Here is a 19274-nt window from a genome sequence, read left to right on the forward strand (position 1 = left end):
GGACGGATGCGCAAGCTTGGTCTAATGCAGACCAGATGGCAAGTCTTGCACCCGCTCCAAGCCCATCACGGGCAGAGGCGGGCCCCACTCGTAGGTGTGCGGCCGATCGGAACGCATCAACCCCTACCGGAAATCAGCCACGTTCCGGCGCTTCACCCGTGGAGCGTGATACAAGGTGCCCAGAGCAACGGCCGCCAGCGCTATCGCAAATACCCCGACCATTCCTGCAGCAACCATGAATAGCCAGAACAGCACGGGCTTCGCCACGAGGGCGAAACCAGCAGAAACTAGACCGTAGACCCTTCAACCGCCCACGAACGCGACGAAGACCAGCGCGGCAACGTTGCCTCCGTCTAGTTGGCGAGTCAGACGGTGCGTCTGCCGATCCTTGAGCACCTGTGCCTCACTCGCGAGGAGCGCGTCCAAGTGAGCGATTGCACCAGCACTCCCCTCAAATTTCTGCCGGATGTCCACATGCACGACGATTCGCCTCGCAAGTCGACCGCTGATCTCGCCCTGCAGCAACGAGCAACAACGACGGTCAAGATCGCGACCGAGATCGCGCTCCACAACTGGATCACTAGAGCTCCAGACGTCGTTGCGCCCTCGCCCCAAGTGCCCCATCGGAAGCTGTTTGCGAACGCGTCAGTCCGCTCCTTGAGACTCCTTGGCCCCCATCATCATCTCGTAATGAGCATAATGATTAGACTTCTCGAAAACATGCCTAAACGTATCCAAGTACACATCCTGGGTAATTTGACTCGGAGAATAATGCAGGTTCTCGAACACCCCATGCGACCCCTCATTGAACCAATTGAATAGTGACCGCAAAACCGGCCGCTCCGCCGGATCCAAGAACTGGACGATCTCATCCTCCCAAATTCCGCCCGCGATTCGGAAGTAATTCTCCAGGATTCTGCGAAGGACGTTCTCCAGGCCAATGACGCTCATCTGCACACCCTGCGAGGCTCGTCGAACTTCCGACCAGAGGCGTTCGTACTCGGTGCTAACAGGGTTCTCGGCGTACGCCTCGATGACATTGGCATCGGTCAGACTCTTCCTGATCACATGGTAACGGCGACCCGAGCCCTCTTCCTTATGCCTGACCTGAGTTACCTCCTTGTGGAAGTACACGTTGTGCGTCAGAACGATTACCTGCGCCACGTGATCAGTCTTGGATAGCGCTCGGTTGATGAGGTCGCGAACAAGCGTACTTACAATGAAGAGGACGTCACTGTCCAGGCTGGAAATCGGGTCGTCGATCACCGCCAGAATCTTCCCCGATGCTGCAGTTTCCTCTCGCCCGTTGAGTAGGAAGTAATAATATAGGAAGGCGATGAACGTTCGCTCTCCCTCACTAAGGGAATGTTCGTCGAGTTGCACACCGTTGCGCGCGAGCATGTAGCCATCATCGAGCTCATCAGAGTTGACGATGTGGAACGAGGTGAATCCCGATCGCTTGAGAAGTCGGTTAATCTCATCAATCACTGGTTGCGAAGATTCGACGGAACGTTGCAGATGGCGTACATCCTCATCGAGTTTGCCAATTGCCGCCGACGCCTCTTCCTTCCTCTTTAGTGTGCTATCGACACCCCTCTGCAGACCAACGGACTTCTGCTTGTAGGCCTGGAGCTCTTCACTGAGGAGAACGTCGGCCAAGTAGGTCCAGCACTTGGCGGCCAGCTTGGGCTTCTCTTCTTTTTGCGACTCGACCAGTCGATTGTGTGCGTCGATCTTGGTATTCGCCTCGCTGATGACGGCGTTGAGAGCGTCAATCGGAGCGTTCGACGCGGAGACCGCCACTGGCTCAGACGCCGCTCCCAGCTTCTGCTCGAGCAGTTTTTCATTGACACCATTGATGGTGTTCAACGATCCGAGGGCCTTCTGGTAGGCAGCCTCATCGAGGTAGCTGATGGACTCCGCGCTCCAGTCCTCGATGACCTCTACAAGGGACCGGACCCAGAATGAATAGGCTTCTGCCAAGCGCTTCAGCTCTTCGAGCTGCTCTGTGTACCGGTGATCAAACATGGCCTCAAGCTGCTTGGCGAGGTCTTCCGGTGCCTTCTGTTGGCAGAATGGGCAGAGCCCCTCTGCGTTGTGCAGGTGCTGGCGTCCGGCCTGAACCCAGTCCTCGCTTCCCAGCCTCTCTACAAGCTCGCTAAGCGAGACTTCAGAACTGCCCACGATCTTTTGATCCAGAAGAGCTGAACCGTCGTGTTCGCTCCACCGGAACTCGCCGATCTCGGTGAGCCGGGCACGGGATGTCGCTCCCGAGTCGAATACTGCCTCGGCTTCAGCGAGAAGATCCTCGAGCTCGGGCAGGGATTCGGACTCGCTCAGCGATCCTCGCTCGAGAAGGCGCGTCACAAGCATGTCCTTGTTCTTGTCTACGCCTCTTTGGCCGGTGAAGGCAGGCAACAAGGTTGTGTGTTCGTCGACGAGTGCACGATACTTCTTCCACGCGGCAGTTCTTAACGCCCCTTGGGCGTCTGCCTGGCGTTCTTCTGCGTCTTTGTGGCTGGTCTGAGCGCGCTCGTACCTGTCGACGGCCAGCGCGCGCTCGCCTCCAGGCTTCTCGATCTCGTCAAGGCGATTCTGGGCATCGACGCTGTTCTCACCAAGGACGAAGACACCGGGAATCCTGTTGGACTCTCGCAGTATCTGGTCCACGAGGTCTCTGTTGTAGACCCGGATCGTCATTTCGGCACCAGCCTGCCACTCCGGTTCGAGTTCCAGAGAGCCGTAACCAGCGAAGGCTCGGCTGATCGTCGTCTTCCCAGATCCGTTGGGGCCGTAGAAGAAACTTGCGGGTTTCAAGTCGGTGATCGGAAGCGGACTGTCTCCAAAACAGGTGCCGCCGACAATCTTCACCTCCCGTAGCATGAAAGCACCGCCCCCACCGACCAGGGGTCCACTCGCCCGCAGAGAGCGGCGTCGCCGAGCAGACGGCAACACGAACCTGCACCCCGGGTCGCCACGACGTTTTCTTGGGCCATATTCGTTCCTCCTCGAGTGCTACGAAAGTGGCTACCGGGCGGCGTGTCGCTACACTATTCTGTAGCAGACACTAGGCTTCTGACCTGGCGTTTACACGTTGAAACGAAACTCCACCACGTCGCCATCCTTCATCACGTAGTCCTTGCCCTCCATGCGGACCTTGCCAGCGGCCTTGGCGTCGTTCATGGTACCGGCTGCGGTGAGGTCCTCGAAGGAGACGATCTCTGCCTTGATGAAGCCCTTCTGGAAGTCGGTGTGGATCACACCGGCGGCCTCGGGGGCGGTGTCGCCCTTGTTGATCGTCCAGGCACGGGCTTCCTTGGGACCTGCGGTGAGGTAGGTCTGCAGGCCGAGGGTGTCGAAACCGACGCGGGCCAGCTGGTCCAGGCCGGACTCCTCCTGGCCGTTGAGCTCCAGCATCTCGCGAGCCTCCTCCTCGGAGAGCTCCACCAGGTCCGCTTCCAGCTTGGCATCCAGGAACACGGCCTGGGCCGGTGCCACGAGCTCGGCGAGCTCCTGCTGGCGTTCGGCAGAGTTCAGCACCGCCTCATCCGCGTTGAAGACGTAGATGAATGGCTTGGCGGTCAGCAGCGAGAGCTGGGCCAGCTGATCCATGTCCAGCTTCTCGGACTCGATGGCTGAGAAGATCGTGTCGCCGCGCTCCAGGACCGTCTGGGCGGCCAGGTAGGCGTCGAGCTGGGCCTGCTCGGCCTTCCTCTGCTTGACCTGCTTCTCCAGCTTCGGGACCGCGTTCTCCAGGGTCTGCAGATCCGCCAGCACCAGCTCGGTGTTGATGGTCTCCATGTCAGAGGTGGGATCCACCTTGCCGTCCACGTGGATGACGTTGTCGTCCTCGAAGACCCGCACCACCTGGGCGATCGCATGGGCCTCACGGATGTTTGCGAGAAACTGGTTGCCCAGCCCCTCCCCCTCCGAGGCGCCCTTGACGATGCCGGCGATGTCCACGAAAGAGACGGTCGCCGGCAGGATCCGGTCCGAGCCGAAGATCTCGGCAAGCGTGTCCAGGCGCTTGTCAGGCAGGTTCACCACCCCGACGTTCGGTTCGATCGTCGCGAACGGGTAGTTCGCCGCGAGGATCGTCTGCCGGGTGAGCGCGTTGAAGAGTGTCGACTTGCCCACGTTGGGGAGTCCCACGATTCCGATAGTCAGTGCCACGGTCACCCAACCTATCGCGCGCGGTCATGCCGAAGCGACTCGAACCGCCCATGCGGTGCGGAGAGCGTTCTCCGGAACGTGGACCGGGGACAGGGGATCGCGGCCCCGATAGGATCACACCACGTCGGACACCAGATGAGACGACAACACACACCGCACACGCACTTCTGGGCATGTTTCAAGGGAAGGACACGTCATGGCAGCCGCCACGGATCACTCGCCCGCCGACGCGGAGAAGGAGGGCGGATCAGGCACCGGGGGGCGCCTGAAGAACTCCAAGCTCAACCCGCCCGTCTTCTTCGGCGCAGCGGCGATCATCGTCGCTTTCACCATCTGGGCCTGGCTGGCCCCGGACACGGCCTACACCACTCTTGAGGCAGTCTTCCTGTGGATCGGCGAGCACCTCGGCTGGTACTACATCCTCACCGCCGGCGTCGTGGTCGTCTTCGTCCTGATCGTGGCGTTCTCCCGCGTGGGCCGCACCAAGATGGGTCCAGACCATTCCACCCCGAAGTACAACCTCTTCACCTGGACGGCGATGCTCTTCGCCGCCGGCATCGGTGTGGACCTCATGTTCTTCGCCATCTCCGGTCCGGCCACAAACCTGACCACGGCCCCCGGCAACGAGGTGGGCTCCTCCCAGGCCACCGAGATGGCCGTGCTGTGGACGCTGTTCCACTACGGCATCCCCGGCTGGGCGATGTATGCGCTGATGGGCATGGCGTTCGGGCTCTTCGCCTACCGCTACCACATGCCTCTGAGCATCCGCAGCGCGTTGTACCCCATCATCGGCAAACGCGCCCAGGGCGCCGCCGGGCACGGCATCGAGATCGCCGCCGTCATCGGCACCATCTTCGGCATCGCCACCAGCCTCGGCATCGGCGTGGTCTTCCTCAACTACGGCCTCGAGCTGCTCTTCGGCATCCCGCAGGGCACCGCGGCACAGGTCGGGCTCATCATCCTGGCCGCCATCGTGGTCACCTTCTCCACTGTCTCCGGCGTCGACAAGGGCATCCGCCGCCTGTCGGAGCTGAATGTGATCTTCGCGGTGCTCCTGCTGCTCTACGTGCTGATCGCCGGTCACACCACCGATCTGCTCAACGCCCTGGTGAAGAACATCGGTGACTTCGCCGCCTACTTCCCCTCCATGCTGCTGGACACCTTCGCCTACGACCCGCCGGAGGGTCAGTGGCTCGAGTGGTGGACGCTGTTCTTCTGGGCATGGTGGATCGCCTGGGCGCCGTTCGTCGGGCTCTTCCTGGCACGCATCTCCCGGGGCCGCACCCTGCGGCAGTTCGTGGTCGGCACGCTGATCATCCCCTTCGGCTTCATCCTGCTGTGGATCTCGATCTTCGGCAACGGGGCCATCTGGGAGTTCATCTCCGGCAACACCGAGTTCCTCACCGCCGCGGTCGAGACCCCAGAGTCGGGCTACTACATGCTCCTCGAGCAGTACCCCGGTGCCACCTTCACCATCGGCCTCTCGGTGCTGACCGGCCTGCTGTTCTACATCACCTCCGCGGACTCCGGGGCCCTGGTGATGTCCAACTTCACCTCCAAGGCGGAGAACAGCACCGACGACGGCGCCCCCTGGCTGCGGATCTTCTGGGCCATCGCCACCGGTGCCCTCACCCTGGCGGTCCTGATGCTCGACGGCGTCTACACGCTGCAGATGGCCACGGTCATCATCGGGCTTCCGTTCTCGGTGGTGATGTACCTCCTCATGCTGGGCATCTGGCGGGCTCTGCGCGTGGAGGGCTTCAACCAGGCGTCCCAGGAGGCCTCCCTGCCCTGGATGCTCTCCGGGCGGATCCGGGATGCCTCGGACCGCGGCGGAGGATGGCGACGGCGCCTGGCCCGTCACATGACCTTCCCCACTGCCAAGCAGGTCACCCGATACCTCGAAGAGACGGCCATCCCGGCGGTGGAGGAGGTGGCCGCCGAGCTGAAGGACCAGGGCGCCGACGTGACCTGCACGCGCGGGCTGCTCGCGGACACCGAGCTGCCGCAGATCGACCTGCACGTGCGGTTCGGCGACCAGAACGAGTTCAAGTATCAGGTGTACCCGATCGCCTACTCCGCACCGAACTTCGCCCAGAACATGAAGGCCGTGGAGGACGTCTACTTCCGGGTGGAGATCTTCTCCGCCAACGGGTCACAGGGTCACGACATCATGGGATACACCAAGGACCAGGTCATCACCGACATCCTCGACGCCTATGAGCGGCACCTGACCTTCCTCACGCTCAGCGAGGATGTGAACACCCAGTCACTCGGCACCGGGGGCCACATCCCCGACGAGTGGGACCACGACCGGACGAACTGAGAAGGAGCACCATGACCACCGCAACACTGTTCATCGACGGAGCGTGGGTCCCCGCCGCATCAGGCGAGACCCGCACCATCCACTGCCCCGCCGACGGACGTGAGGTCGCCGTCGTCTCCGAGGCCGGAGAGGCCGACGCCCTCGCCGCGATCGCGGCGGCGCGGCGCGCATTCGACTCCCGCACGTGGGCCGACACCCCCGCCGCGCAGCGCGGCGAGCTCCTGTTCAAGGTCGCCGAGTCGCTGACCGAACGCAAGGACGAGTTCGCCCGCGCCGAGGCCCTGGACACCGGCAAGCGCCTCGTCGAAGCCGAGATCGACATGGACGACATCATCGGCTGCTTCAAGCATTTCGGGAAGCTGGCCGACTCGAACCCGGGCCGCCTCGTCGACGCCGGAGACCCCACCGTCGTCTCCAAGGTCGTCTACGAGCCGGTCGGCGTCTGCGGGATGATCACCCCGTGGAACTTCCCGCTGCTGCAGGCCGCCTGGAAGATCGCCCCTGCGCTGGCCGCCGGCAACAGCTTCGTCCTCAAGCCCGCCGAGCTGACCCCGCACACCGCCATCCTGATCATGGACGTCCTCGACAAGCTCGGGCTGCCGGCCGGAGTGGCGAACCTGGTCACCGGGGCGGGGGCGAACGCCGGCGCCCCGCTGGCCTCCCACCCCGACGTCGACCTCGTCTCCTTCACCGGAGGGCTGGTCACCGGCCGCAAGATCGCCGCTGCGGCCTCCGAGACCGTCAAGAAGGTCGCCCTGGAGCTCGGCGGCAAGAACCCCAACGTGGTGTTCGCCGACGCCGATTTCGACGCCGCCGTCGACAACGCCCTCAACGCCGGTTTCCTGGACTCAGGCCTGGTCTGCTCCGCCGGCAGCCGGCTCATCGTTGAGGAGTCCATCGCCGAGCGCTTCGTGGACGAGCTGGTCCGCCGCGCCGAGAACATCCGCATGGGCGGGCCGTTCGACGAGCAGGCTGAGACGGGCCCGCTGATCTCCGCCGAGCACCGGGACAAGGTCACCGACTACGTCAAGCGCGGCGTCGAGGAGGGTGCGACCCTCCGCACCGGCGGCCACTGGGGCGGCGAGGAGCACAAGGACGGCTACTTCTACGCCCCCACCGTGCTCACCGACGTCCGCCGCGGCATGAGCGTGGTCGTCGAGGAGGCCTTCGGCCCGGTGATCACCGTGGAGACCTTCACCACCGAGGAGGAGGCCATCACCACGGCGAACGACACGAACTACGGGCTCGCCGGTGCGGTGTGGACCTCCGACGCCGGCCGCGCCCACCGCGTCTCCTCGCGGCTGCGCCACGGCACGATCTGGATCAACGACTACCACCCCTACCTGCCGCAGGCCGAGTGGGGCGGATTCAAGCAGTCCGGAGTGGGCCGCGAGCTGGGCCACGCCGGCCTCGAGGAGTACCGCGAGGCCAAGCACATCTACCAGAACACCGAACCGGCTGTCTCCGGCTGGTTCTCCATGCCCGCGAAGTGAGTGAGGAGCACAACGTGACTGAGAAGACCTTCGACTACGTCGTCGTCGGCGGGGGCTCCGCCGGCGCGGCCGTCGCCGCCCGCCTGAGCGAGGATGCCGACGTCAGCGTGGCGCTGCTGGAAGCCGGCCCCACGGACACCGACAAGGACGTCATCCTGCAGCTCAACCGCTGGATGGAGCTGCTCGAGTCCGGCTACGACTGGGACTACCCCATCGAGGAGCAGGCCCAGGGCAACTCCTTCATGCGCCACGCGCGCGCCAAGGTGCTCGGCGGCTGCTCCTCCCACAACTCCTGCATCGCCTTCTGGGCTCCGCAGGAGGACATGGACGAGTGGGAGCAGATGGGGGCCGCCGGCTGGAACGCCGAGTCCACCTATCCGCTGTTCCAGCGTCTGGAGACCAACGACTCCCCCGGCGAGCACCACGGACGCACCGGGCCGGTGCACTTGATGAGCATCCCGCCGCACGACCCCTGCGGCGTCGCCCTGCTCGACGCCTGCGAACAGGCCGGCATCCCGCGCGCCGACTTCAACTCCGGGGAGACAGTGGTCAAGGGCGCGAACTTCTTCCAGATCAACCGCCAGCAGGACGGGACCCGGGCGTCGTCGTCAGTGTCCTACCTGCACCCGATCCTGGACCGGAAGAACCTCACCGTCCTCACCGACAGCTGGGTGCGGAAGATCCTGATCGACGACGAGCGGCGCGCCACCGGAGTCGAGGTCGTCACCAACGCCTTCGGCCGCGCCGAGACCGTCTCCGCCACACGCGAGGTCATCATCTCCGCCGGCGCCATCGACTCCCCCAAGCTGCTGATGCTCTCCGGCATCGGACCGGCCGCGCATCTGGCCGAACACGGCATCGACGCCGTCGTCGACGCCCCCGGCGTCGGAGAGAACCTGCAGGACCACCCTGAGGCCGTCATCGGCTGGGACGCCAGGAAGCCGATGATCACCGAGGGCTACCAGTGGTGGGAGATCGGCATCTTCGCCGACACCCGGGAAGGCACCGGAGAGTCCGACAAGCCCGGCCGCCCGGACCTGATGATGCACTACGGCGCCGTGCCCTTCGACATGCACACCCTGCGCCAGGGTTACCCGACCAGCGACAACACCTTCTGCCTGACCCCCAACATCACCCACGCCAAGTCCCGCGGCACAGTGCGCCTGCGCTCCCGGGACTTCCGTGACAAGCCGAAGGTGGACCCGCGGTACTTCACCGATGCCGAAGGTCACGACATGCGCGTGGCGGTCGAGGGCATCAAGCTGGCCCGGCAGATCGTCTCCCAGCCGGCAATGGCCGAATGGGCCGGTGAGGAGCTCTACCCCGGCAAGGACGTGCAGTCCGACGAGGAGATCGCCGACTACGTCTCCCGGACCCACAACACCGTCTACCACCCCGCCGGCACCGTCCGGATGGGAGCGGTGGAAGATGAGATGTCCCCGCTGGATCCGGACCTGCGGGTCAAGGGCGTGACCGGACTGCGCGTGGCCGACGCCTCGGTGATGCCGGAGCTGACCACGGTCAACCCGAACATCACCACCATGATGATCGGTGAGCGCTGCGCAGATCTGCTCAAAGTGGCCCGCTGACATCTGTCATGGGGCATCGATGACACTAGCCCTATGACACATCCGACGCCCCGGGCGAGACTGTTGGCATGGACACAGCCATCATCTCCGCCCGGGGCGTCGCCATGTCATTCCGCGACGGCGCCGGAGGCCGCACCCGGGCCGTCGACGGCGTCGACCTCACGGTCACCCGCGGCGAGGTCCTCGCCCTGCTCGGCCCCAACGGGGCGGGCAAGACCACCCTGCTGGACATCATCCTGGGGCTCACCGCCCCCGAATCGGGCGAGGTGCTCGTGGACGGAGGCACCCCGCAGGCGGCGGTGCAGGCCGGCCGGCTCTCCGCGCTGCTGCAGACCGGCGGCCTGCTGCCCGACCTCACCGCCGCCGAGACGGTCCGCATGGTCGCCGCCCTGCACCGCGACCCGGCGGATGTCGACGACGTCATCGACATCGCCGGTGTGCGCAGCTTCGCCTCGCGCCCGGTGGGCAAATGTTCCGGCGGGCAGCAGCAGCGGCTGCGCTTCGCCTTGGCGCTCCTCCCCCGCCCGGAGATCATCATCCTCGACGAACCCACCGCGGGCATGGACGTCTCCGCCCGGCACGAGTTCTGGGAGCGGATGCGCACCCAAGCCGACGACGGCGTCACCGTCATCTTCGCCACCCACTATCTGGAGGAGGCCGAGCAGTTCGCCCGCCGCACCGTGCTGATGGACCGCGGCCGGGTGCTCGCCGACGGCGCCACCGACGAGGTCCGCTCACGGGCCGGCGCCGCGCACGTGGCCGTGACCTGGACACCCACTCCGGAGGAGGTCGAGGCGCTGCCTCATGTGCTCTCTGTGACCTCTGAGGGACCACGGGTCAGCTTCCGTACCGACGACGCCGACACCCTGGCCCGGCATTTGCTCACCGGCACCGATGCGCACGGGCTCACCGTCCGACCGGCCAGCCTCGAGGAGGCCTTCCGGCTGCTCACCGAGACCCCCGCCGAGGAGACCACGGAGGTGCGCTCATGAGCCGCAGCTACCACCTGGGCCGATACATCGCCCTCGACTTCTGGCGGAACCTGCGCAACATCGGGAACAGCTTCTTCGTCATCGTGCTGCCCACCGCGCTGTTCCTGTTCTTCGGCACCACCATGGACTGGTCGGACAACCCGGTGGGCCAGGGCAACGTCAGCGCCTGGACGATGATCGCGATCGCGTCCTACGGCGCCGCCATGGCCACCACCTCCCTGGCGGGGGCCGCAGCCCTGGAGATCCAGCAGGGCTGGGGACGCCAGCTGGCGCTGACCGCCATGCCGCACGGCGCCTTCGTGCTGGCCAAGTCGGTGGTCGCCGTCAGCATCGCCGTGCTGCCGGTGGTGGTGCTCAACGTCGTCGGCATCCTCACCGTGGCGGACATGCCGCCCGGGGTGTGGCTGGCCACCGCCTCCCTGACGGTGCTGGGCTCGCTGCCCTTCGCGCTCTACGGGCTGGCGATCGGGCTGAGCTTCCGATCGGACGCGGCAGTGGGGGCCGCCACCGGGCTGCTGGTGATCTTCAGCTTCCTCGGCAACGCCTTCATGCCGCTGGACGGCATCCTGCTGGACATCGGCCGATTCACCCCCATGTACGGGGTCGTCGCGCTGGCCCGCTACCCGCTCACCGAAGGGGACCTGATCTCCATGGACGCAGCCAGCCAGCAGGACCCGCTGTGGGCCGTGCTGCTGAACATCATCGCCTGGACGGTCATCTTCGGCGCCGCCTGCCTGGCGCTGCAGCACCGCAGGACCTCCCGTCGCTGAGGGCCTCCCTCGCTGACATGGGGCAGGATAGGGGCATGGGACAGGACGGGGGCATGGGGATCCGGATCTATCGGCTGGTCTATGCCGGCATCTGGCTGGTGTTCCTCAGCCTGCCGGTGGCCTATGCCCTGCGCCCTGAGACTCCCTCCGGGTGGCGCATCACCGCCCTGGTCACCACCGCCGCCTTCATCCTCCTCTACCTGTGGATCTTCTGGCGGAGCCGAGACGCCCACGAGGTGACCGCGGATGCTCGGTGGACCGTGGCCGCCGTCGTCGTGCTGGGGCTGCTGGCCGCCGCCTCCGTGCCCGCAGCCGGATACGCGGCGCTCAGCTTCGTCCCGTTCCTCAGCGCGGTGCTGGTGTTCACCCTGCCCCTCCGCTCAGGACTGCTCAGCGGCACGCTGGTGTGGCTGGTGGCCTGCCTACTCTCCCTGCCCTTCGCCGACACGCTGTGGCCGGTGTTCGGAACCGGGATGGGCGTGCTGTTCATCGTGGTGATCCGTCTGGCCGACAACTTCGAGCAGCGTCAGCTCGACGCCGAGGAGGAGCTGCGCCGGGCCGCCGAGCGGGACGCGATCGCCCGGGACGTCCATGATGTGCTGGGCCACTCGTTGACCGTGCTCTCCATCCGAGCCCAGCTGGCCCGCCGGCTCATCGACCATGACCCGGCGCAGGCCCGTGAGGAGGTGGATCGGATCGACTCCCTGGCACGCGAATCGCTGGCGCAGGTCCGTTCCACGGTGAACCGCCTGCGCACCCCTCGGCTTGTCACCGAGCTCGAGGCGGCCCGGGAGGCGCTGACCGCCGCCGGCATCACCGCCGAGGTGATCGGCGACGCCGCCCCCGACTCCCGGCATGCAGAACTCTTCGCCTGGGCCCTGCGCGAGACGGTGACCAATGTGGTCCGGCACTCACAGGCCGGCCGCTGCGTCATCCAGGTGGGCCCGGACCAGCTGCGCGTCCAGGACGACGGCGTCGGCCTGGCCTGCGCCGGAGGGCCCGAGGGTCACGGGCTCCGCGGGCTGCGCGAGCGTGCCGCCGTCGGCGGAGCCACCCTGCACCTCGGGCCGGCCGCCGACGGCGCAGAGCGCCCTGGCACCGTGGTGGAAGTGAGCCTGCGATGAACGAGACACGAGGCATCCGGCTGCTGCTGGCCGATGACCAGGACCTGGTCCGCGGCGGGCTGGCCGCCCTCTTGTCGCTGGAGCCTGACCTGGAGGTCGTGGCCCAGGTCGGCCGGGGAGACGAGGTGCTCGCCGCGGTGCAGGAGCACCGACCGGACGTCGCACTGATCGACATTGAGATGCCCGGTCAGGACGGCATCGAAGCGACCGCACAGATCATCGCCTCCGAGGTGGGCTGCCGGTGCCTGATCGTGACCACCTTCGGCCGCCCAGGTTACCTGCGCCGCGCCATGGAGGCCGGTGCATCGGGATTCGTGGTCAAGGACACCCCCGCCGAGCAGCTGGCGCAGATGGTCCGCCGGGTCGCCGCCGGCCACCGGGTGGTCGACCCGGCCCTGGCCGCCGACTCCCTCTCCGGGGGCATCGACCCGCTCACCGAGCGGGAGCGGGATGTGCTGCGCGCCGCCGTCGACGGCTCCTCGGTGAAGGCGGTGGCGGCTCAGCTGCACCTCTCCCCCGGCACCGTGCGGAACCACCTCTCCGCGGCCATCGGCAAGACGGGGGCAGAGAACCGGTACGCGGCGACTCGGATCGCACGAGACCGCGGCTGGATCTGATGCACGGCAGCTTCATCGACCTCACCCCGCTGCGCAGCTCCTCCGGCTTCCGACGCCTCTGGCTGGGCGGGCTGGTGTCCGCGTTCGCCGCGCAGCTCGCCGTCGTCGCGGTGCTCTTCCACGTGTGGGAGGAGACCGGCAGCCCGTTGTGGACCGGCATGGTGGGACTGGTCTCGGCGGCGGCGATGACAGCAGGATCCCTGCTGGGCGGCACGGCGGCTGATCGGTACGACCGCACCCGAGTGCTGCGCTGGACCACGCTGGGGCAGCTGCTCGCCGCCCTCGGGCTCACCGTCCAGGCGCTGCCGAATCTCGCCCTGGGTGCCGCACCGGGGGTCACGCTGGTGCTGGTCCTGGTGGCGGCCAACGCCTTCTGCGCCGGGTTCGGCGCCGCCTCCCGGCGGAGCCTTCCTGCCCGGCTGCTGGATCACCTGCAGCTGCCGGCTGGCATCGCCCTGCTCCACCTGGGCGTCCAGGGCGCGCTGCTGCTGGGGCCGGCGATCGGCGGCGTCGTCATCGGGGCATTCGGCCTGGCGGCCTGCTTCGGTATCTGCGCCGCGGCGCTGTGCGTGGCATTGTGGACGGTGCTCCGGCTGCCGCCGGTGCCCCCGCCGGCCGCCACCGGGGCGAGCCCCTGGGCGATGACCCGGGAGGGCCTCCGGCACGTGAGCCGCCCGGGGGCGGTGCGCGGGGCCTTCGGAACCGACCTGTTCGCCACCCTGCTGGTCATGCCGGTCTCGCTGTTCCCGATGATCAATGAGATGCGCCTCGACGGCGCCCCGGAGACGCTGGGCATGATGACCAGCTCGGTGGCGGTGGGCGGGCTGCTCGCGGGGCTGCTCTCCGGGGCGGTGGTGCGCCGGCAGCGGCTGGGACGGATCCAGTCCGGCGCCGCGGCGGTGTGGTGCCTGGCGCTGATCGGTTACGGGCTGAGCCCCACGCTGGGGACGATCCTGCTGTGTCTGGCGGTGGCCGGCGCGGCGGACACGGTGAGTGTCATCGCCCGCGGGGCCATTGTGCAGCTGGTGACCCCCGACGCGAGGCGCGGCCGGGTCTCCGCCGCGGAGCATGTGATCGGTGCGGCGGGTCCGGATGTCGGCAATGCCCGGTCCGGCCTGGTGGCCCAGCTGGTGGGCGCCCCAGCCAGCCTGGTCGGCGGAGGCGTCCTGGCGCTGATCGGCATCGGATGGATCGCGGCGCGCAATCGGCACCTGCGGGACTTCCGCCGGTCAGACTTCTCCCGAGGGGATCAGACGGACACGCTCTGAGTCGCCGAGGGGTTCAGCAGCTCCGGGGAGAGGTTCAGCACGCGCAGCCGCGACTGGGCGATGATCTGCTCATCAGTGAGGCCCGCGATGTGCGCAGCCTCATCCTCCGGGGTGAGCGCGTCGTCCAACCCGCTCCGCGGCAGCGAACTGCTCACCGGGCCCAGAGTCAACGGCACGTCCACCACCGTCGCCGAGGCCGGGGTCAACGGGATGGACTGAGCACGGTCGATCAGATCCAGGTGCTCCAGCAGCACGCGCAGGGCAGCCCCATGGCTGACCACCACAGCGGTGCGCACCGCAAAGCTCAGGTCCGGAGACGCGGTGGGCCGGATCTGGGCAGTCTCCCGGACGACGCCGCAGAAGACAGAGAGCATGCGCTCGGCCAGCTGCTGATGGGTCTCCCCGCCGGCAGGGGTATACGTCCCTGCCCGCCAGGCGGAGAACTCCTCGGGTTCGCGATCGCGGATCTCCGCGGCGTAGGAGCCTTCCCACTCGCCGAGGTTCTGCTCCATGAGCTCGTCCCACACGCGCGGCTGCAGGTCCAAGTTGAACTGCGCGAAGGTCTGCTGGGTGCGCACCAGAGAGGAGACATGCCCCTGCTGAGGGTTCTGAGCGCGGACGAACCCTCCGGTGATGGAGGCCTGCCGTTCCCCCGAGGAGGCCAGCGAGATGTCGGAGCGACCCTGCAGCCGGTGGTCACGGTTCCAGTCGGTCTCGCCGTGGCGGCACAGCAGGACTCGGATCATGGGAGGCACTCCTGACGGTGAGGGTTCCTGATGAGGATTCCGAATGATGGTTTCTGACGATGACACCCTATGCCATCGCGCGGCGGCGGGGCCGTGTCAGCGGCAGGTGCGATGCTGGTGATCATGGAATGGACGTTGTTTCCCCTCGGTCTGCTGCTCGGTCTGATCCTCGGCGTCGCAGGTGCCCTGGTGCTGCTGCGTCGCATGCGCGGTGATGCTGACGACGGCGACTCCCTCCGCGAGCAGCTCCACGCCGCCCAGCTGGAGGCCGGAGCGGCGACGGCGCGTCTGCAGGCCATCGAGCAGCAGCGTGAGGACGACGCCGGGGCTGCCCGGGAACGCGAGACCCTGGTGGAGATGCTCCACCCGGTGCGCCGCGGAGTGACCGAGATGCAGCAGCGGGTCCAGGAGCTGGAGAAGGAGCGTGCCGCCCAGCACGCCACGCTGAGCCGGCAGCTCACCGAGGCCGCGCAGAACGACCAGCGGCTCTACGACTCCACCCAGGCGCTGATGGGCAGCCTGCATTCGACCTCGGCTCGCGGCTACTGGGGCGAGGTGCAGCTGCGCCGCATCGTGGAGGCCGCCGGGATGATCCCCCATGTGGACTTCGTGGAGCAGCATTCCGGCACCGGCGGCGACGGCGCCGTGCTCCGCCCGGACATGGTGGTCCACCTGCCCGGGGGCCGGCAGCTGGTCATCGACTCCAAGGCGCCGCTGAATCCGAAGGACGGCACCGCCCAGGCCCGGGCGCTGAAGCAGCATGTGGGTGTGCTGGCCGCCAAGGACTACACCGCCACCGTGGAGAACTCCCCCGAGGTGATCTTCTGCTTCATACCGGCGGAGTCGCTGCTCTCCTCCGCCCTGGAGGCCGACCCGGAGCTGCTCGACCACGCCCTGGGCAGAGGAGTCTCACTGGTCTCCCCCTCCTCGCTGCTGGCCGCGCTGAAGGCCGTGGAGACCTCGTGGCGGCAGGAGCGGCTCGCCCACAACATTCGGGAGATCGTGGACCACTCCCGGGAGCTGTACCGACGTCTGGCCAAGATGAGCGAGCATCTCGCCAAGACCGGGGATCGACTTCGTCAGGCCGTCCAGGCCTACAACCAGCTCATCGGCAACATCGAACGCCAGGTGCTGCCCAAGGTGGAGACCATCAGCCGCCTGCAGCTGGCCCCGGAGAAGGAACACGAGCAGGCACCGTTGGAGGATCTCGGCGAGACGCTGTCCCTGCAGACGGTGGAGGCCGAGGTCAATGACCTCGGCCCCCGCCTCGCCCAAGGTGAGCAGTGACCTACAGGCTCAGGCCGAACACCCACAGCAGCAGCGTCATGGACACCAGGGTGATCACCACGACGGCGGCGACGTTGAGCAAGATGCCGCCCTTGACCATCTGGCCGATGGTCACGTACCCGGAGCCGTAGGCGATCGCGTTCGGCGGCGTCGCCACCGGAAGCATGAAGGCGCAGGTGGCGGCCAGGGCCACCGGTGCTGCGAGCACCAGCGGGTCCACTCCTGTGCCCATGGCCACACCGGAGGCCACCGGCAGGAAGGTGGCAGCCGTCGCGGTGTTGGAGGTCATCTCCGTGAGGATCAGGACCCCTGCCGCGGCCAGCAGGACGAGCACCCACACGGGGACGGTGCTCAGCCCTTCCATCTGCTCACCCATCCAGGAGCTGAGGCCCGAGGCCGAGAACTGTGAGGAGAGCGCCAGTCCGCCGCCGAAGAGCAGCAGCACACCCCAGGGCAGCTTCGCCGCGTACTCCCAGTCCAGCAGCCGGACCCCGCGGTTCGCTCCACCGGGCAGCAGGAAGAGCAGCAGCCCGACCACCATGGCGATGCCGGCGTCGGAGATGAACGGCTCAGTGTCCTCCTCGAGCACACCGGCACCGATCAGCAGATCGGTGCCCAGCGGGATGCTCACCCAGGAGACCGCCGCCAGAATAAAGATGAGCAGCACCCTCAGCTCTCCTGAGCTCATCGGGCCCAGCTTGCGCAGTTCACCACGGATGAGGTCTGAGCCACCGGGGATCGTCTTGATCTCCGGGCGGAACAGCAGCCGGGTGAGCACCACCCAGACGAGCACGAGCATGACGATCGCGATGGGCACGCCCACCAACATCCACTGGCCGAAGCCGATGGTGACGTCATGGTTGGTGCTCATATGCCCCACCAGCAGGGCGTTCGGCGGAGTTCCGATGATGGTGGAGACCGATCCGACCGAGGCCGCGTAAGCGATGCCCAGCATGAGGGCGGTGCCGAAGTTCGACTTGACCGCCTGGGCCTTCTCCGCCGGGTCGGCATCGTCCTCCGAGATCGATCCGGGGTCCTCTCCCTTGGCGATGCGCTGGACGAGCATGAGCACCGAGATCCCGATCGGCAGCATCATCACCGCGGTGGCCGTGTTCGAGACCCACATGGACAGGAACGCGGTGGCGATCATGAAGCCGCCGATCAGATTGACCGGCTTCGAGCCCATGGCGCGCAGAGTCAGCAAGGCGATGCGTCGGTGCAGGTTCCATCTCTGCATCGCCAGGGCCAGCATGAAACCGCCCATGAACAGGAAGATGATGTTGTGGCCGTAGTTCGCGCCGATCACGTCCACGGTCACGGGTTCATCGCCGGCCTCCGCGGCGGGCACCAGCATGGGGAACACCACCAGGGGCACCAGGGCGGTGGCGGGGATCGGAATCGCCTCGGTCATCCACCAGACCGCCATCAGTACGGCGGTGGCGGCGGTCAGACGGGGCCAGACATCCATGTCCCCCGGCATGACCAGAAACATCAGTCCGGCCCCGACCAGGCCCCCGAAGAGCCCGATGATCCGGCGGAGGAAAGTGGGCCTGGGCAGAGACTCGGCACGGGCACCGACTGAGAGCTGCTCCTGCTGCTCCCGGGCGGACTTCCGCGGATCGTACTTCCTGAGGTGCTCCCCGGTGACGCGGGAACCCGGTGTCATCATGATCTGCGCTCCTGATCTGAGGTCGTCAGCGCGTCACAGCTCACGGTCTGTGACAGACGCCACAGAGTCTACCGGCAGGTCAGCTCCTGGACTTGGAGCGATTGCCGCCGCGGGCGCCCTCGCCGTCGCCGACCTCCTGGAGCGCCTTGCGGATCTCCTTGGGGAGGCTGAAGATGATGTCCTCCTCAGCGGTGACGACCTCTTCGACGTCGTCGTAGCCGTAGTCCGCCAGCAGGCGCAGCACGTCCTGGACGAGGACCTCCGGCACTGAGGCGCCCGAGGTGACGCCGATGGTCTGGGCGTCCTCGAACCAGGCCTCATCGACCTGGTTGGCGAAGTCCACCCGCTCGGCCCGGCGCGCTCCGTACTCCGTGGCGACCTCTTTCAGCCGCACCGAGTTCGAGGAGTTGGCCGAGCCGACCACGATCACCAGGTCAGTCTCCGGCGAGACCTTCTTGATGGCCGCCTGCCGGTTGGAGGTGGCGTAGCAGATGTCATCGCTGGGCGGGTCCTGCAGGTTGGGGAACCGCTCCTTGAGCTTCTGGACCGTCTCCATGGCCTCATCCACCGAGAGCGTGGTCTGCGACAGCCAGATGAGCTTGTCCGGATCCGGAACCTCGATCTGGTCGACCTCCCACGGGCCGTTCACGATCGTCGTGTTCTCCGGAGCGTGCCCAAAGGTCCCCTCGACCTCCTCATGGCCGTCGTGGCCGATGAGCAGGATGTGGAAGTCGTCCTTGGTGGTGAAACGCACCGCCTCCCGATGGACCTTCGTCACCAGCGGACAGGTCGCATCGATGGTCTGCAGGTTGCGGTCGGACGCGGCCTGCTTCACCGCAGGGGAGACGCCGTGGGCCGAGAAGACCAGCAGCTCGCCCTCGGGGACCTCATCGGCCTCCTCCACGAAGACCACGCCCTTCTCGGTGAGTGTGTCGACCACATGGCGGTTGTGCACGATCTCCTTGCGCACATAGACGGGCGGACCATAGCGCTCAAGGGCCTTCTCCACCGCCACCACCGCTCGGTCCACCCCGGCGCAGTAGCCGCGCGGCGCCGCCAGCAGGACCTTCCGGTCCCCGGAGAACGACGAGGCCGCCGCCACCTCCTCGGGGCTGCGGCGCTGGCGCGGCACCATCGGCATGGGCACGGAGATGTGCCCGGAGCGCGAAGGAGCTTCGGGAGTCGCACGGGTAGTCATGGGGCTCAGTCTACCGGCCGGG

General features: G+C 66.8%; 14 protein-coding genes. 9 read left to right on the forward strand and 5 right to left on the reverse strand.

Features of this window, described 5'->3' with window-relative positions:
• Nucleotides 1–645 precede the first annotated feature (645 nt).
• A complete protein-coding gene (locus HNR09_RS01410) occupies nucleotides 646–2871 on the reverse strand; it encodes an AAA family ATPase (protein ID WP_179540424.1) in 2226 nt (741 codons plus the stop codon).
• 216 nt (nucleotides 2872–3087) lie between these two features.
• The gene (gene ychF, locus HNR09_RS01415; RefSeq protein WP_179540425.1) at nucleotides 3088–4173 is read right to left on the reverse strand and encodes a redox-regulated ATPase YchF; all 1086 of its coding nucleotides are present in this window, start codon (nucleotides 4171–4173) and stop codon (nucleotides 3088–3090) included.
• A 196-nt stretch (nucleotides 4174–4369) separates the two neighbouring features.
• Here ychF and betT point away from each other — a divergent pair, with 196 nt between their 5' ends.
• The 8 genes from betT to HNR09_RS01455 all read left to right on the forward strand — a co-directional run bounded on the left by betT (nucleotide 4370) and on the right by HNR09_RS01455 (nucleotide 14352).
• Nucleotides 4370–6499 (forward strand): choline BCCT transporter BetT, encoded by a 2130-nt coding sequence (gene betT, locus HNR09_RS01420; protein ID WP_179540426.1) that lies wholly within the window; start codon nucleotides 4370–4372, stop codon nucleotides 6497–6499.
• Nucleotides 6500–6510: 11 nt separating this feature from the next.
• Nucleotides 6511–7992, forward strand: coding sequence for an aldehyde dehydrogenase family protein (locus tag HNR09_RS01425; protein WP_179540427.1), 1482 nt, complete (start codon nucleotides 6511–6513; stop codon nucleotides 7990–7992).
• Nucleotides 7993–8006: 14 nt separating this feature from the next.
• Nucleotides 8007–9581, forward strand: coding sequence for a GMC family oxidoreductase N-terminal domain-containing protein (locus tag HNR09_RS01430; protein WP_179540428.1), 1575 nt, complete (start codon nucleotides 8007–8009; stop codon nucleotides 9579–9581).
• A 68-nt stretch (nucleotides 9582–9649) separates the two neighbouring features.
• The gene (locus HNR09_RS01435; protein ID WP_179540429.1) at nucleotides 9650–10573 is read left to right on the forward strand and encodes an ABC transporter ATP-binding protein; all 924 of its coding nucleotides are present in this window, start codon (nucleotides 9650–9652) and stop codon (nucleotides 10571–10573) included.
• Nucleotides 10570–11343 (forward strand): ABC transporter permease, encoded by a 774-nt coding sequence (locus HNR09_RS01440; RefSeq protein ID WP_179540430.1) that lies wholly within the window; start codon nucleotides 10570–10572, stop codon nucleotides 11341–11343. The genes HNR09_RS01435 and HNR09_RS01440 overlap by 4 nt, the downstream gene beginning before the upstream one ends.
• Before the next feature lie 35 nt (nucleotides 11344–11378).
• Entirely contained in the window at nucleotides 11379–12467 is a 1089-nt protein-coding gene (locus tag HNR09_RS01445) for a sensor histidine kinase (protein ID WP_179540431.1), read from the forward strand.
• Nucleotides 12464–13084 carry a response regulator transcription factor gene (locus HNR09_RS01450; RefSeq protein ID WP_179540432.1) on the forward strand — a complete coding sequence of 207 codons (621 nt, stop codon included), beginning with the start codon at nucleotides 12464–12466 and terminating at the stop codon, nucleotides 13082–13084. The genes HNR09_RS01445 and HNR09_RS01450 overlap by 4 nt, the downstream gene beginning before the upstream one ends.
• Nucleotides 13084–14352: an MFS transporter gene (locus HNR09_RS01455; protein WP_179540433.1), complete on the forward strand. Its 1269-nt coding sequence runs from the start codon at nucleotides 13084–13086 to the stop codon at nucleotides 14350–14352. Before HNR09_RS01450 ends, HNR09_RS01455 begins: the two co-directional genes overlap by 1 nt.
• Here HNR09_RS01455 and HNR09_RS01460 read toward each other — a convergent pair.
• Entirely contained in the window at nucleotides 14334–15098 is a 765-nt protein-coding gene (locus HNR09_RS01460; protein WP_179540434.1) for a histidine phosphatase family protein, read from the reverse strand. The genes HNR09_RS01455 and HNR09_RS01460 overlap by 19 nt on opposite strands.
• Nucleotides 15099–15167: 69 nt before the next feature.
• On the opposite strand from HNR09_RS01460, the gene HNR09_RS01465 reads away from it, so the two are divergent.
• Complete coding sequence (locus tag HNR09_RS01465; RefSeq protein WP_179540435.1) at nucleotides 15168–16385, forward strand: DNA recombination protein RmuC; 1218 nt, start codon at nucleotides 15168–15170, stop codon at nucleotides 16383–16385.
• Nucleotide 16386: 1 nt separating this feature from the next.
• Here the strand turns inward: HNR09_RS01465 and HNR09_RS01470 are convergent, their stop codons facing one another.
• Complete coding sequence (locus HNR09_RS01470) at nucleotides 16387–18054, reverse strand: SLC13 family permease (RefSeq protein ID WP_246348682.1); 1668 nt, start codon at nucleotides 18052–18054, stop codon at nucleotides 16387–16389.
• Nucleotides 18055–18133: 79 nt separating this feature from the next.
• A complete protein-coding gene (locus HNR09_RS01475; protein WP_378938437.1) occupies nucleotides 18134–19252 on the reverse strand; it encodes a 4-hydroxy-3-methylbut-2-enyl diphosphate reductase in 1119 nt (372 codons plus the stop codon).
• Nucleotides 19253–19274 lie beyond the last annotated feature (22 nt).

The sequence above is a fragment of the Nesterenkonia xinjiangensis genome (assembly GCF_013410745.1).
Lineage (GTDB): Bacteria > Actinomycetota > Actinomycetes > Actinomycetales > Micrococcaceae > Nesterenkonia > Nesterenkonia xinjiangensis.

What these genes read in the sequence shown, in the direction of transcription:
- betT (WP_179540426.1), top strand. Translation starts at nt 4,370, where the DNA reads ATGGCAGCCGCCACGGATCACTCGCCCGCCGACGCGGAGAAGGAGGGC.
- HNR09_RS01425 (WP_179540427.1), top strand. Translation starts at nt 6,511, where the DNA reads ATGACCACCGCAACACTGTTCATCGACGGAGCGTGGGTCCCCGCCGCA.
- HNR09_RS01435 (WP_179540429.1), top strand. Translation starts at nt 9,650, where the DNA reads ATGGACACAGCCATCATCTCCGCCCGGGGCGTCGCCATGTCATTCCGC.
- HNR09_RS01440 (WP_179540430.1), top strand. Translation starts at nt 10,570, where the DNA reads ATGAGCCGCAGCTACCACCTGGGCCGATACATCGCCCTCGACTTCTGG.
- HNR09_RS01445 (WP_179540431.1), top strand. Translation starts at nt 11,379, where the DNA reads ATGGGACAGGACGGGGGCATGGGGATCCGGATCTATCGGCTGGTCTAT.
- HNR09_RS01450 (WP_179540432.1), top strand. Translation starts at nt 12,464, where the DNA reads ATGAACGAGACACGAGGCATCCGGCTGCTGCTGGCCGATGACCAGGAC.
- HNR09_RS01455 (WP_179540433.1), top strand. Translation starts at nt 13,084, where the DNA reads ATGCACGGCAGCTTCATCGACCTCACCCCGCTGCGCAGCTCCTCCGGC.
- HNR09_RS01460 (WP_179540434.1), bottom strand. Translation starts at nt 15,098, where the DNA reads ATGATCCGAGTCCTGCTGTGCCGCCACGGCGAGACCGACTGGAACCGT.
- HNR09_RS01465 (WP_179540435.1), top strand. Translation starts at nt 15,168, where the DNA reads ATGCCATCGCGCGGCGGCGGGGCCGTGTCAGCGGCAGGTGCGATGCTG.
- HNR09_RS01470 (WP_246348682.1), bottom strand. Translation starts at nt 18,054, where the DNA reads ATGATGACACCGGGTTCCCGCGTCACCGGGGAGCACCTCAGGAAGTAC.
- HNR09_RS01475 (WP_378938437.1), bottom strand. Translation starts at nt 19,252, where the DNA reads ATGACTACCCGTGCGACTCCCGAAGCTCCTTCGCGCTCCGGGCACATC.